The sequence below is a fragment of the Paenibacillus sp. FSL P2-0121 genome, assembly GCF_037975345.1.
Classification (GTDB): domain Bacteria; phylum Bacillota; class Bacilli; order Paenibacillales; family Paenibacillaceae; genus Paenibacillus_AQ; species Paenibacillus_AQ odorifer.
Map to the genome: position 1 here is coordinate 4274244 of NZ_CP150245.1, position 15044 is coordinate 4289287.

Sequence of the window (15044 nt, forward strand, 5' to 3'; positions counted from 1 at the left end):
TTTTGAACCCCACTTTAATCACTTATTTCTAATCGTTCTTATGAAGCTCTCCAAGAAGCTTCTCAATATGACTGCCATAAGCGACAGATTCGTCGAACTTAAAGATCAGCTCCGGTGTATGCCGAAGGCGAATGGCCTTGCCAAGCTCTGAGCGAAGAAAACCATTGGCTTTCTCAATCGCTTTAAGCGAGTCTGACTTCTGCTCTTCATCCCCGAACACGCTTAGGTATACCTTGGCTTGGGATAGATCGTTAGTCACGTCTACGCCAGTTACAGTTACAAAACCGATTCGAGGGTCTTTCAGACCGCTTTGGATAAGTTGACTAAGCTCTTTCTTGATCTGCTCGCCCACTCGTCCTGCTCTAATTTTAGACATCTATATTCACCTCTTCGCTTAGCGCTCTACAGTTTCCATAAGAAACGCTTCGATAATGTCGCCCTCTTGGACGTCATTATAGCGTTCCAAAGTTATGCCACATTCATAACCTTGCGCCACTTCTTTGGCATCATCTTTGAAACGTTTCAAAGTATCAACCTTACCTGTGAACACTACGATTCCGCTACGGATCAAGCGCATTTCAGCATTACGGGTAATTTTACCGGAAGTAACCATACATCCTGCAATGGTACCCACTTTGCTGATTTTGAACACGCTGCGAACTTCGGCGTGACCGATAACATTCTCTTTATAGATAGGATCGAGCATACCTTTCATGGCACTTTCGATTTCTTCAATTACGTTGTAGATAATGTTGTGCAGACGAACATCTACTTTTTCTTGCTCAGCAGCAGCTTTGGTCTGTGCGTCTGGACGAACGTTAAAGCCGATAACGATAGCATTCGATGCTGCTGCAAGCGTAATATCGGATTCAGTAATCGCACCAGCACCGCTGTGAATGATCTTCACGCGTACGCCTTCCACTTCGATCTTAGCCAAGGATCCTTTAAGCGCCTCGACTGAACCTTGTACGTCAGCTTTGATAATCACGTTAAGGTCTTTGATCTCGCCATCTTTAATGTGCTGGAACAGATCATCCAAAGTTACACGGGTGTTCGTATTCAGCTCAGATTGACGTTGGGAAGTAGAACGTCTATCAGCAATCGCACGCGCTTTACGCTCATCTTCGAAAGCCATAAACGGATCTCCAGCTTGTGGTACCTCAGTCAAACCTGTAATTTCAACTGGAGTAGATGGTCCAGCTTCTTTGATCTTACGACCTTTATCATTGACCATCGCACGTACACGTCCGAAGCAGTTACCTGCTACAAAGGCATCGCCGACTTTCAACGTACCGTTCTGAACGAGTATACGAGCAACTGGTCCACGGGATTTATCAAGCTCAGCTTCTATAACAGTACCGCGTGCCCGTTTGTCAGGGTTCGCTTTGTACTCATTAACTTCAGCTACGAGCAGGATCATTTCCAGCAGTTCTTCCAAGTTAATACGTTGTTTCGCAGAGAGGTTAACGAAGATGGTATCTCCACCCCACTCTTCAGGAACAAGTTCATAACTTGTAAGCTCTTGCTTCACCTTATCAGGATCTGCACCCGGTTTGTCGATTTTATTAACAGCGACAATAATCGGAAGTCCAGCAGCCTTAGCGTGTGCAATAGCTTCAACGGTCTGAGGCATAACACCGTCATCAGCAGCTACTACGATAATTGTCATATCCGTAACCTGTGCACCACGAGCACGCATAGCAGTAAATGCTTCGTGACCAGGTGTATCAAGGAACGTGATTTTCTTTTGGTTGATTTCGACTTGATAAGCACCGATGTGCTGAGTGATTCCGCCGGCTTCGCCTAGCGTCACATTGGTCGAACGAATAGCATCAAGTAGTGTAGTTTTACCATGGTCAACGTGACCCATAATAGTAACTACTGGAGGACGAGTCTGAAGATCCTCTTCATTGTCATTCTCTTCCACTGTTTCGAAGCTGTCCTCGTCAACAGGAATCTTCACTTCTACTTCTACGCCAAATTCAGCAGCGAGTAGCAAAATGGTGTCGATATCAAGTTCTTGGTTGATGGTAGCCATAACACCCATCGAAATCAGCTTTTTGATTACTTCAGAAGCATCCTTGTGAAGCAATTTCGCTGTTTCACCAACGGTCATGCTGCCACGAACGATGATTTTCTTAGGTGTGTTATCGATCTTCTCGCGGTGTACCATTGGTTGGTTCTTGCCACGGCCATTCTTACCACCACGACCGCGGTAGTTACCACCTTTACCATCATCGAAACGTCTTTGATTATTATTCGGTCTGCCACCAGTTGTGTTCTTTTTAGGACCTCTGTCATCACCGCGTGTGAAACCTCCGCCTGTGCCAGATTGACCTTGTGGACGGCTGTCAGTGCGTGGTGCACTGCTTTGTCCTTGCGGACGGCTGCCACTTGTATTGCTGCCTTGTGGACGGCTTCCACCAGTGTTGCTGCCTTGTGGGCGGCTACCACCAGTATTGCTGCCTTGCGGACGGCTGCCACCGGTATTGCTACCTTGTGGACGGTTGCCGCCAGTATTACTGCTTTGCGGACGGCTGCCACCGGTATTGCTACCTTGTGGGCGATTGCCGCCAGTACTGCTGCCTTGCGGGCGGCTGCTGCTAGTACTGCTAGTACGTGGAGCACCGCTTTGTTGCGGACGTGCATTCTGCGTTGAACCTGTTTGTGTTCTGCGGGAATCTTGTCCGCTTTGGGGCCTTGGGGACGTCGTCGATTGGTTGTTGTTTTGGTTACTGTTCATACCTACCTGCTTTTCCTGTTGATTTTTGTTGGCATTCTGAGCACTTTGAGGTTCGGCTGTTACCGCACCGGTTGTTACCGGCCGGCTGCTGGTGCCGGTATCCCGCTTGGCTGCAGCGTTTGATTTGATATCCTTAAAGAACTGTTCAACTTTGTTCACGGATCCATTCTCCATGACACTCATATGATTATTCACAGGGACATTCAAACGCTTCAGAATAGTAATAATTTCTTTACTGCTCATGTTTAGTGACTTGGCGTATTCGTACACGCGCAATTTATCTTTGTTCTCTTCTTTAGTCAATAAATCCACCTCCGACAGTATCTCCGAGTTGCTTGGAGATCATTTCCGCGAATCCTTTATCCGTAATGGCCAGTACTACGCGCTGGTCTTTACCAATACTTGCACCGAGTTCATCCCGGTGAAATGCGATTACTAGTGGAATATCGTAAGTTCCGCATTTATCACGGAACTTTTTTTGGGTATTATCTGAAGCGTCACCTGCCAGAACGACCAGCTTCGCCTCTGAAGACCGTACAGCTTTGAGTACAGCCTCGTCACCGGTGACTATCTTGCCTGCTCTCATGGCAAGCCCTAAATAAGAAAGCGCCTTACTCATTATCCTCACTATCCTTTGCTGCTAGAAACTGCTCTTCCACGGAAGTAAACTCCCGGGCTAGCTGGGCGTAGATTTCAGGACTCACTTGACATTTCAATGCACGGTCAAGTGCTTTGTTCTTTTGTGCCAGCTGAAAGCATTCAAGCTTGCCGCATATGTAAGCACCACGGCCTGACTTCTTGCCCGTCAGATCAATCAGCACTTCACCTTCAGGCGTTCTTACCACACGAATCAGCTCTTTTTTAGGCATCATCTCTTGGGTAGCAACGCATTTACGCAGCGGCACCTTTTTTTGTTTCATTACAAACGCCTCCCGTCAAGCAGGTTAATTAATCTATGGAGACGGAATCCTGATGCATTTCATCAATAGAAGATTTCGGTCTGCCGTATTCCTGCTCCGCTTGAGTTTCACTCTTGATATCAATCTTCCAGCCGGTAAGTTTAGCGGCAAGACGTGCATTTTGCCCTTTAATACCGATAGCCAGTGACAATTGATAGTCAGGAACGATAACTCTCGCCATCTTCTCCGTTTCAAAGACTTGAACTTCAAGAACCTTTGAAGGGCTAAGTGCATTCGCAACATATTCCTGCACCAGATCAGAATAACGGACGATATCGATCTTCTCACCGCGAAGCTCAGTAACGATGGTCTGAACGCGTGTGCCTCTTGGACCTACGCAAGAACCAACGGGATCTACTTCTGGATTGCGGGAATACACAGCAATCTTCGAGCGGAAGCCAGCTTCACGGGCTACAGAACGAATCTCAACTACACCGTCAAATATTTCAGGAACTTCAAGCTCGAACAGACGCTTCAGTAATCCAGGATGACTGCGGGAGAGCATAATCTGTGGACCTTTTGTTGTATTCTCAACTTTTGTGATATAAGCCTTGATGCGTTCGCTTTGTTTGAACTTTTCACCTGGCATCAATTCGCTAAGCGGAAGAACCGCTTCGATTTTACCAAGATCAATGTAAATGTTCCGCATATCTTGACGTTGAACTAGTCCAGTAACGATATCATCTTCTTTGTCGATAAAAGCATTATAGATAAGTCCACGCTCTGCCTCGCGAATTCGTTGAGTTACAACCTGCTTAGCAGTCTGTGCGGCAATACGTCCAAAATCACGCGGTGTCACTTCAAGCTCAGCGATATCTTCCAGCTGGAAATGCGGGTTAATTTCTCTGGCTGCCGGCAATGAGATTTCAGTCCTTGTATCCAGGACCTCCTCAACAATTAACTTGCGGGCAAACACTTTAATGACACCTGTATTGCGATTCATGTCAACACGCACGTTCTGTGCTGCATTGAAATTACGTTTATAACTAGAGATCAGCGCCGCTTCAATCGCTTCAAACAGCACATCTTTACTGATGCCTCTCTCCCTCTCCAGCTCATTCATTGCTTCAATAAACTCCATACTCATGAATTTCCGGCCCCCCTTTCAAGACGTTAAAAAATAATGGCCAATCTCGCACTTGCGACCTTGGCGTACGGTACTACATGTTCTTTTTTGCCCGCGGAGATGAGCAGTTCCTCGTTCTCGAACGAGAGCAAACGACCTTCAAATTCTTTGAGTCCTTGAATCGGCTCATAAACAGTCACATACACGTCCTTACCTACCGCTTTAGCTACATCCGAAGCTTTTTTGAGAGGACGCTCTGCTCCCGGCGAGGAAACCTCAAGGAAATATGCCTCAGGAATAGGATCATTCTCATCTAACTTCTGACTGAAATATTCGCTAATGATCCCGCAGTCATCAATATCAATGCCGCCTTCTTTATCTACGAATATACGCAGAAACCAATTGGAGCCTTCCTTCACGTATTCAACGTCCACCAGTTCGAAACCATTGTCGTCGAGATAGGGCCCGAGCATCTGCTCTACCGTTTGTTTAATTTTAGATTTGGGTGTGCTCAAAAGAAAATTACCTCCACGAACTTGTCTTTTGCTATATACCAAAGATAAAGAGTGGGTTTCCCCACTCTTTACACAACGGACTTATCTCATTATTACCAAAGAAATTATACCATAGGGAAACTGGACTGACAAGTGCTAGCCCTTGACTCCCCCTTTGGAGCACTCTTTTCTAGCCATGAAATAAGTGTTGTTAAAGCCTTTAAAATAGGGAAAGTTGATTGCTTTCCGGTAAGCCGCGGAAGCAGCCCATGCCGGTCAGCAGCTCAATAACCGTCTTACTTGCCTTTGATTTCTGCTGGAAATCTTCAATAGACAGGAACTCGCCAGCATCTTTCGCAGCAGCTATGTTGATAGCAGCATTCTCACCAATTCCCGCTAAAGCAGAAAACGGAGGGATCAAACTCTTGTCATCAACAATAAACTTATTCGCTTCTGAGCGGTAAAGATCAATGTTTTTGAATGTAAACCCACGTGCCGTCATCTCCAAAGCCATCTCAAGGACAGGCAACATAGCCTTTTCCTTAGGCAAAGCTTGAAATCCTTTTTGCTCAATTTCTACGATCTGACGGCTGATGGCTTCATACCCCTTACAGCACAATTCAATATCAAAATCTGCTGCACGTACAGAGAAATAAGTCGCATAATATTCAATAGGATGATACAGCTTGAAGTAGGCGGTACGCACTGCAGAAATTACGTATGCAGCAGCATGCGCCTTCGGGAACATGTATTGAATCTTTAGACAAGAATCAATATACCATTGTGGGACCTTGCACTTTTTCATTTCCTCGATCCATTCGTCAGACAAACCTTTACCTTTACGAACACTCTCGGTAATTTTAAAGGCCAAGCTCGCATCCATTCCCGCTTTATAAATTAAGAAGAGCATGATGTCATCACGACAACCGATAACGGTCTTAATGTTACAAGTGTTATTCTTTATAAGCTCTTGAGCGTTACCAAGCCAAACTCCAGTACCATGAGACAAACCTGATATTTGCAGTAAGTCAGCAAAGCTGGACGGCTTCGACTCAATAAGCATTTGACGTACGAACTTGGTACCCATTTCGGGCACACCATAGGTCGCAACCGGTGATCTGATTTCGTCAGGTCTTACTCCAAGTGCATCTGTAGAGTTAAACATGCTCATTACTTTCGGATCATTCATCGGGATAGAAGTTGGATCAACACCTGTCAAATCCTGAAGCATCCGCATCATCGTCGGATCATCATGACCCAGAATATCAAGCTTCAGCAAATTCGCGTCAAAAGCGTGATAATCAAAGTGTGTGGTCTTCCATTCAGCATTGACATCATCCGCCGGGAATTGTACTGGCGTAATATCTTCTACCTCCATATAGTCTGGAACAACGACTATACCACCCGGATGCTGTCCCGTACTACGTTTAACGCCTGTACAGCCAGCCGCCAGACGGCCAACTTCAGCTCCACGCCAACGTTTCTGGTGCAGTTCTTCGTATTTTTTTGCAAATCCGAAGGCTGTCTTCTCAGCTACGGTACCAATCGTTCCGGCACGGAATACATTTTTCTCACCAAACATTTCTTTGGTAAAGTTATGTGCATTCGGCTGATATTCCCCTGAGAAGTTCAAGTCGATATCGGGGACTTTATCCCCTTTAAATCCAAGGAAGGTCTCGAACGGAATATCCTGGCCTTCACCTTTGAGCTTCTGACCGCAATCCGGGCAGACTTTATCTGGTAAATCGAATCCGCTCCGCACACTACCGTCCAGGAACCATTCATTATGGCGACACTCGGGGTTTAGGCAAATATAATGTGCAGGCAAAGGATTTACTTCTGAAATCCCAAGAAATGTAGCTACTACAGAAGAACCTACGGAACCCCGCGAGCCTACGAGATACCCATCCTGATTTGACTTTTTAACAAGACGTTCAGAAATCAAATAGTTGGCAGAGAACCCGTATTTAATAATCGGTGCAAGCTCTTTCTCCAAACGGGCAATAACTACCTCAGGCAGCTCTTCACCGTAAATGGATTTGGCAGTATTGTAGCAGGTCTCGCGAATTTCTTCGTCCGCCCCGTCAATAATTGGTGTAAATAGCTTATCTGGAAATAGCTCCAGTTCTTCAAAACGCTCCGCCAGCTCAACTGTATTTGTGACAACGACTTCCATCGCTTTTTCAGCACCAAGAAATTCGAATTCAGACAGCATTTCATCTGTTGTGCGGAAGTGTGCATCCGGTTTGCGTTGGTCTTTAAGCGGACTAAAGCCCGTGATCCCATTAATCGTAATATCACGATACAGCTTGTCCCGGGGTTCAAGATAATGCACATTCCCCGTTGCGATAACAGGTTTATTCAACTGTTCCCCTATTTCGCAAACCTTCCGGACTACATCGCGAAGCTCATCAGGGCCTGCTACAAAGCCCTTGTCCACCAAGTGCATGTACATGGTCAATGGCTGAATCTCCAGCACATCATAAAAATGAGCAACCTCCATGGCTTCCTCAGTCGTTTTGTTGAGTACTGCTTCAAAAAACTCTCCACGTTCACAACCGGAAATCACGAGCAGTCCATCTCTATGCTCTTCCAGCTTGGATTTCGGAATACAAGGTAAACGTTTGAAATATTCCGTATGTGACATGGAAATGAGCTTATAGAGATTTTTTTTCCCTATTTGATTTAGTGCATAAATATTACAGTGGAACGGTCGTGTGTTCGAAAGATCATTACCCACATAATCGTTTAGTCGATCAAGGCGGGTCATGCCCTTCATCTTTTCAGCATCTGCGAGCAATCCTGTTAATATACCGCCGAGTGCTATGGTATCATCAATCGCACGGTGATGGCTTTCCAGAAGAACTTTATATTTATCGGCTAATGTGTTCAGCCTGTGATTCTTCATGCTTGGATATAGTAACCGCGCGAGCTCAAGCGTATCAAGAGATGGATTCGGAAGCACAGGTTCACCTATTTTACGTAACGAGGCCTGAATAAAACCCATATCAAATCTGGCGTTATGAGCTACAAGGATACTGTCACCCACAAATTCAACAAACTTACGCAGCACTGGTTCAAGATCAGGAGCATCCTTAACCATTTCATCCGTAATATTGGTCAATTGCTGAATATGATAAGGGATTTTCTCATGCGGATTAACAAAAGTAGAATAACGGTCTACTTCTTTGCCTTCGCACATTTTAATGGCCGCCAGCTCCGTAATATTATTGCGGGTAATCGATAAACCCGTGGTTTCTATATCAAACACTACATAGGTAGCTGTCTTCAAGTCCAAAGGCTGAGCGTTCTCGACAATATTCACAGAGTCATTCACAACATTAGCTTCCACACCATAAATCATTTTTATCTTATGCTTATGAGCTGCATGGTTTGCATCAGGAAAAGCCTGAACGCCGCCATGATCAGAAATAGCAATCGCAGGATGACCCCACTGGGCAGCTGTTTTGACATAGGTAGTGATCGGAGTGACCGCATCCATCGTACTCATCGTAGTGTGAAGGTGGAATTCCACCCGTTTCTTAGGAGCTGTATCTTTACGCGCAGGCGGTGCCTTAACTTCCGTTAAATCTGAAGGGATCATCACGAGCTCAGGAATCTGCATAAAACGGTCATATTCTACTTTCCCGCGTGCTCTTACCCATTTGCCATTAGCTAGCTGACTCATAACCTTCAGATCATCTTTAGTCTTCGCGAACATCTTCATTTGTAGAGAATCCGTAAAATCGGTCAGACTGAAAGTGAACAAGGTACTGCCATTGCGAAGCTCCTTACGATCCAGACCAAAAATGGTACCCTGAATTGTAATTTTCTTCTCTTCATCTTGAATTTCAAGAATCGGCACGGCCTGTTCCTTAATTTCATACCCCACTTGAAGCTTAATTACTTCATTAGGATCGCTATCATCAGCAGGAGCTTCTGTTTCCACAGCAGTCATCATCTGCTCAACGATCTCGCGTTGTTCTTGCTGAAGCTTTTGCTGAAATTCTTCGAATGCTTCAACATTATTATTTTCGTTCTCCGCCATTAGTAATTTAACTTTTAAGGAGAGACCGAAATACTTTTCATAAAATTTAATAATTGCTCCATCGATGCCTTTTTTGCGAGCCAGCTCCATCGAGGTGGAATCACTCATCGTTAACATTAAAGTATCCTCTTTAAGCTCCTGTGAGGAGCGGGTCAGCCAGCCGTTCACCGATGGAATCTCCCGATGCACCCACTCCAGAAACAGTCCCCAATATTCCTGGACAAGCTCCGCTCTACTAACCTTCTCATCATATAGGAACAAAAAGCTTACTTTAGCTATATGCTGTAGCTTCTCACGCATTCTAAGGCAAAATGTCCGATATACCTGTGCTGGAACCAGACTTTCTTTCGCAATAATGATTTGCCAGTCCCGATTACCGCGACTGATCTCAACACGTTCTATATACCCGTCCAAAAAGTAGGGGTCCATGATTGCAGGCGGAATTTCACCCTGCTTCATCAAGAGCTCGAACCTTTTTCTTCTCTCCTGGTTTTGTTCCATGCTTTCCTCCCACCTTTAATAACCCAGTTAAAACTATCCATGATATACAGTGAAAGTACAATATGATAAGAAGAAACGATGTAGTCGCCTTTTAAAGACGACAACTGTTTCTCGTAAAATATAAGGATAATTTATAGCGAATTCCTATAAATTCTTATATTTTAAAAAGCTTCTGGTTTCAAAAAGCATTGGGTTCTTACGGCCCGCCGACTCCTTTCGCCAGAAGCTAAATTAAAATACTACAAGACTGTTGATCGGTGCCTAATGATTAATACGCCTTTGCAAAAACCACAGTATGCTTGGCTGGTTGGCCACAGCAAATGCAGACTTGCTTAGTCTCCGCTGGATCAAAAGGAATATTGCGGCTACCCGCACCTGTCTCTTCCTTAACTTTGGACTCGCATTCTTCGGAACCACACCATCCCGCTAGAGCAAATCCACGTTTTTCGTCCATCGAAGCTTTCATTTCCTCCAAGGAATCTACAGAATAGAAATGGTCCTCACGGAATTTCAGCGCACGTTCGAACATTTCATTGTGAACCTGTTCAAGCATTGTTTGAACCTCTTCTACGAGGTTTTCCTGTTGAATAACCTTCTTCTCACCAGTGACACGTGAGACGAGAACGCAGACGCCATTCTCCATATCGCGTGGTCCAAGCTCCAAACGTACTGGCACTCCACGCATTTCATATTCATTAAACTTCCAGCCTGGGGTAACATCTGAACGATCATCCACACGTACACGAACGCCAGCATTCTTCAATTCCTTGAACAGCTCGTCCGTCCGCCCAATCACAGCTTCGCGGGTCTTAGGAGGTCCGATAGGAATCATAATAACTTGCGTTGGAGCTACCTTAGGCGGCAGAACAAGACCACGGTCATCTCCATGCACCATAATCAGGGAGCCAATCAAGCGAGTGGTTGAGCCCCATGAAGTAGTGTGTACATACTCCAAATTATTGTCACGGCTTAAATATTGAATCTCAAAAGCTGTGGCAAACTTGGTGCCGAGGTAATGTGAAGTAGCAGCCTGAACAGCGCGTCCATCCTTCATCATCGCTTCAATAGAATACGTATCTACCGCACCGGCAAAACGCTCGGAAGGTGTCTTTTGTCCGGTAATAACCGGAATGGCAAGATAGGTCTCGACAAAATCACGGTAGTTATCCAGCATCCGCATAGTTTCTTCACGAGCTTCCGCTTCATTCTCATGCGCGGTATGCCCTTCTTGCCAAAGAAACTCAGTAGTGCGGATAAATGGCAATGTACGTTTCTCCCAACGAACCACGTTCGCCCATTGATTGATAAGTACAGGAAGGTCACGATAAGATTGAATCCATTTGGAGTACATGTGGCCAAACATGGTCTCTGAAGTAGGACGAACTGCGAGACGTTCCTCAAGTACATCACCACCCGCTTCTGTTACCCATGGCAGCTCTGGATTAAAGCCTTCAATGTGATCCTTTTCCTTCTGAAAGAAACTCTCTGGAATGAACACTGGAAAATAAGCGTTTCGATGCCCAGTTTCCTTGAGGCGACGGTTCATTTCCTCCTGAATATGCTCCCATATTTCATAGCCTTCTGGCTTAAATACAATACAGCCACGAACAGGAGAGTAATCCATCAAGTCTCCTTTTTTAATAACATCAATATACCAGCGTGAGAAATCCTCGCTTTGCGGCGTGATTTCCGTAACGAATTGTTTATCTTTTGCCATGTAATGGAATGCCTCCCGAAGAAAATTAGCCGCTGATCAAACGTAAAATATCATTATACGTAACAGCAATCATTAATAAAAATAGCAGTGCAAAACCTACAAAGTGAACCATGCCTTCATGACCCGGATCCACAGGTTTGCCACGCAGTGCCTCTACACCTAGGAATGCCAGACGGCTTCCATCGAGTGCCGGAATCGGCAAGAGGTTAAATATCCCCAGATATAGACTCAAAATAGCGGCCCAGTATGTAAGATACTGAATACCTTGTTGAGCAATTTGACCGGTTACTTCAAACGTACGAACCGGACCTCCAATATCATCCATATTGAATTTATTGATCAATTGTTTAAAGCCCAAAAAGATAGCTTCTGTCGTATCGACCATAGCTTTTCCTGAACCTGTTATCGTCTCGCCAAAACCAGCTTTACGAGTAGGCAGCTCAGGAGTGATGCCTATTTTACCGCCTTCTTGCCCTTCCATACTACGAGGAACTAGCGTAACGTTAAGGGTTTCCTCTCCCCGCTGCAGCGTCCAGTTCATTTCTTTCCCTTTGGACTCCGAGGTCAAGCTAATCATTTTTTGGTAATCAGCACCGATCTTCTCACCATTGATGGAGACAATGATGTCGCCCTTTTGGAGTCCTGCTTCTTGCGCAGGCATTCCTTCGGAGACGTCGCCAATCTTAACAAAAGTAGGATTTTCAACTTGAATACCGACCATTTGCAAATGGATGGCGAAGAGTACAAAGGCTAACAGAAAGTTCATCACAGGACCCGCAACAATAGCCAACGCACGCTGACCCACGGTCTTGCTGCCGAATTGACGATCTTTAGGTGCAATTTGTGTCTGTTGCGTTCCTTTAATCATCATCGCTTGCGGATGAACATCATAAGTTGTAACTTCTCCGTCCACATCTAAGGTAATCTGCAATTTATCCTCGAGATCGGTATTCAGCGCCTCACCACGGATAACATTTCTACGGGTGTCTAGTGCATCCAGATAAATGTTTTTAACTTTATTGTCTTGTCCGAGCCTTACCGCAATGGTCTGTCCAGAACCTATCTCGACAATCTCAGGATCTTCACCAGCCATGCGGGCATAACCGCCAAAAGGCAGTAAGCGAAGAGTGAACTGAGTCTCATTCCGTTTATAAGAAAACAGTTTCGGACCGAAACCGATAGCAAATTCCCTCACGAGAATACCGGCGCGTTTGGCAAAATAATAGTGACCCCATTCGTGTACAGTCACAAGTACAAAAAACATGAGCACCGTTAAAAAAACGACCTGAACCATTTCCAAACGTATCATCCCCCTTTAGGTGTAAGACCGAAGTATGTCCTCTTAATTTATCATTATTCTCCGATCAGGCACAAGAGAATCAACTGTCCCAACCTATTTTTAGGGCAAAGTAAGTATTTCCAGTCAAGCAATAACGCCATCGGTGTCCCTTAAGGAGACGGTACGCGTTTACGCGAGAAATATAAGGATAATGTATAAAGTGAAACTTATACTTTCTTATATTTTGAAAAGGAGATCTTTCTACGTTCTACAGCGTAGCTGCCAGTTCTCGAACACGTCTATCACAGGATTCAATTTGTTCCAGATTCGGATTATGCTCGTTATTATGACGATCTAGCACTTCTCCGATTATCTCCTCAATACGCAGGAACGAGATCTCATGACTCAAGAATCGAGCAACAGCTATTTCGTTCGCAGCATTAAAAGCTGTAGTCGCCGTTCCACCAGCTTTTCCACAATCTATCGCTAGCTTCAGTGCAGGGTAACGTTCAAAGTCCATTTCACGGAAGGTCAAACGTCCTATCTCAGCTAACGACAACCGCTGTGCCGGAGATTCCCAACGAGCTGGATAAGTAAGTGCATATTGAATCGGGACACGCATATCGGGATTGCCAAGCTGGGCAATAATACTGCTGTCACGGAATTCAACATAAGAGTGAATGATGCTCTCCGGGTGCAGCAGCACATTCACTTGTTCATACGGAAGACCGAATAACCAATGCGCTTCAATAACCTCTAGGCCCTTGTTCACCATTGTAGCAGAATCTATCGTTATTTTCGCGCCCATGCTCCAATTCGGATGACGAAGCGCATCTTCTACCGTCACATCCTTAAGCTGATCACGCGTAAAGTCACGGAATGAGCCGCCGGATGCTGTTAAAGTAATGTAGGCAATATCTGAGATGTTCTCGCCATTGAGACATTGATAAATAGCTGAATGCTCACTATCAATCGGCAACAGCTTAACTCCCTTACGATTAGCGAGATTAGTGACCAAATGTCCGGCCGTTACTAATGTCTCCTTATTGGCGAGTCCAATATGTTTGCCGGCTTCAATTGCGGCTAGTGTTGATTGAAGCCCTACGCTTCCCATAACAGCCGTTACGACTATTTCGGCATCGCCGCCAGCCGCCACTTCAACAAGCCCTTCATTCCCGCTGTAAAGCTCTATACCAGAAGGTAGGCTGGATCTAATCTCATCTGCCAGCTCTTTCGTTGCCACAGAGACTCTACGCGGGTTAAAACGACGAACTTGCTCCAGTAATAATGCTGTATTTGTTCCGGCCGCCAAGCCATCTACTTCAAAAGAGTCTGGGTGCATTGCGATGACATCTAGAGTCTGAGTGCCGATCGAACCCGTCGAACCTAGAACACTTATTTTTTTCATAGTTATACTCTCTCTCCCTTCGTTTAATAGTAAGGCATAAGCATTACAATATGTACGAATGGAAATACGATAATCCAGCTGTCACATCGATCAAGAATACCGCCATGCCCTGGCAAAAGTGTACCTGAGTCTTTAATGCCATACGCACGTTTATAAGCTGACTGCACAAGATCTCCAAGCTGTCCTAATATCGCACAAGAAAGCCCAATAAGCAATGCTCGTCCTATCGTCAAGTGTTCAGGAGCAAGCAGCGCAAACACGATAGAAATAAGCATCGAGATCAGTACCCCGCCAACAGCACCTTCCACCGTTTTGTTAGGACTGATGGCCGGCCAGAGCTTGTTCTTGCCAAAGCTTCTGCCTACAAAATATGCCCCCGCATCACTGCCCCAAATGCAGAACAGGAGCAAAAAAGTCCAGAACAAACCATGTCCGTCATCCGATGCACGAGCCACGGCCATATAAGAGAAGCCCATTCCAATGTATACAATACCAGTAAACAGCAAGGCTGTTACTCGAATATCTAATTTATTTTTAGTAAAAACGGTGACCAGAAGGAACAATAACAGCAGAATCCAAATCCCTTGCTCCCAGGACAACGGCTCATTAACACCAAGCAAATTCCATGGGATCATGAAGCTTAGAATAGCTGCGTAACCCAGAACAGTAGTACCGGAAAGCGTAGGAATACCTATCATTTTGACAAATTCATAAAAACCTATAAGAGCCATAGCAATAAGCAGAACCTGATACGGCCAGTTTCCCAGTACACATAACCCTAAAAATAATACTCCGGCAACAATTCCGGTAATCAATCGCTGCTTCAAAG

General features: G+C 45.2%; 11 protein-coding genes. All 11 read right to left on the bottom strand.

Annotation, left to right across the window (positions count from 1 at the left end; genetic code table 11):
* Positions 1-28: 28 nt before the first annotated feature.
* Positions 29-376 carry a 30S ribosome-binding factor RbfA gene (gene rbfA / locus MKY54_RS18870; protein ID WP_076127845.1) on the bottom strand — a complete coding sequence of 116 codons (348 nt, stop codon included), beginning with the start codon at positions 374-376 and terminating at the stop codon, positions 29-31.
* An 18-nt stretch (positions 377-394) separates the two neighbouring features.
* The gene (gene infB / locus MKY54_RS18875) at positions 395-3046 is read right to left on the bottom strand and encodes a translation initiation factor IF-2 (protein ID WP_076307729.1); all 2652 of its coding nucleotides are present in this window, start codon (positions 3044-3046) and stop codon (positions 395-397) included.
* Positions 3039-3362, bottom strand: coding sequence for a YlxQ family RNA-binding protein (locus tag MKY54_RS18880; RefSeq protein WP_036688466.1), 324 nt, complete (start codon positions 3360-3362; stop codon positions 3039-3041). Before MKY54_RS18880 ends, infB begins: the two co-directional genes overlap by 8 nt.
* Positions 3355-3663, bottom strand: a complete 309-nt coding sequence (locus MKY54_RS18885; protein ID WP_036688467.1) for a YlxR family protein — start codon at positions 3661-3663, stop codon at positions 3355-3357. Before MKY54_RS18885 ends, MKY54_RS18880 begins: the two co-directional genes overlap by 8 nt.
* Positions 3664-3691: 28 nt before the next feature.
* Positions 3692-4789 carry a transcription termination factor NusA gene (gene nusA / locus MKY54_RS18890; RefSeq protein WP_076182615.1) on the bottom strand — a complete coding sequence of 366 codons (1098 nt, stop codon included), beginning with the start codon at positions 4787-4789 and terminating at the stop codon, positions 3692-3694.
* 26 nt (positions 4790-4815) lie between these two features.
* Positions 4816-5283 carry a ribosome maturation factor RimP gene (rimP, locus tag MKY54_RS18895; RefSeq protein WP_076182620.1) on the bottom strand — a complete coding sequence of 156 codons (468 nt, stop codon included), beginning with the start codon at positions 5281-5283 and terminating at the stop codon, positions 4816-4818.
* Positions 5284-5482: 199 nt separating this feature from the next.
* Positions 5483-9811 carry a PolC-type DNA polymerase III gene (locus tag MKY54_RS18900; protein ID WP_339187551.1) on the bottom strand — a complete coding sequence of 1443 codons (4329 nt, stop codon included), beginning with the start codon at positions 9809-9811 and terminating at the stop codon, positions 5483-5485.
* Between the two features lie 268 nt (positions 9812-10079).
* Positions 10080-11528 (bottom strand): proline--tRNA ligase, encoded by a 1449-nt coding sequence (gene proS, locus MKY54_RS18905; RefSeq protein ID WP_036688477.1) that lies wholly within the window; start codon positions 11526-11528, stop codon positions 10080-10082.
* Between the two features lie 25 nt (positions 11529-11553).
* Positions 11554-12828, bottom strand: a complete 1275-nt coding sequence (rseP, locus tag MKY54_RS18910; protein ID WP_076127839.1) for an RIP metalloprotease RseP — start codon at positions 12826-12828, stop codon at positions 11554-11556.
* 247 nt (positions 12829-13075) lie between these two features.
* Positions 13076-14215 (bottom strand): 1-deoxy-D-xylulose-5-phosphate reductoisomerase, encoded by a 1140-nt coding sequence (locus tag MKY54_RS18915; protein ID WP_076307726.1) that lies wholly within the window; start codon positions 14213-14215, stop codon positions 13076-13078.
* A 23-nt stretch (positions 14216-14238) separates the two neighbouring features.
* Positions 14239-15042 (bottom strand): phosphatidate cytidylyltransferase, encoded by an 804-nt coding sequence (locus MKY54_RS18920; RefSeq protein WP_076127836.1) that lies wholly within the window; start codon positions 15040-15042, stop codon positions 14239-14241.
* Positions 15043-15044 lie beyond the last annotated feature (2 nt).

Coding starts and splice junctions, on each gene's coding strand:
- MKY54_RS18915 (WP_076307726.1), bottom strand. CDS start 14,215: ATGAAAAAAATAAGTGTTCTAGGTTCGACGGGTTCGATCGGCACTCAG.
- MKY54_RS18880 (WP_036688466.1), bottom strand. CDS start 3,362: ATGAGTAAGGCGCTTTCTTATTTAGGGCTTGCCATGAGAGCAGGCAAG.
- nusA (WP_076182615.1), bottom strand. CDS start 4,789: ATGAGTATGGAGTTTATTGAAGCAATGAATGAGCTGGAGAGGGAGAGA.
- rbfA (WP_076127845.1), bottom strand. CDS start 376: ATGTCTAAAATTAGAGCAGGACGAGTGGGCGAGCAGATCAAGAAAGAG.
- MKY54_RS18885 (WP_036688467.1), bottom strand. CDS start 3,663: ATGAAACAAAAAAAGGTGCCGCTGCGTAAATGCGTTGCTACCCAAGAG.
- MKY54_RS18900 (WP_339187551.1), bottom strand. CDS start 9,811: ATGGAACAAAACCAGGAGAGAAGAAAAAGGTTCGAGCTCTTGATGAAG.
- proS (WP_036688477.1), bottom strand. CDS start 11,528: ATGGCAAAAGATAAACAATTCGTTACGGAAATCACGCCGCAAAGCGAG.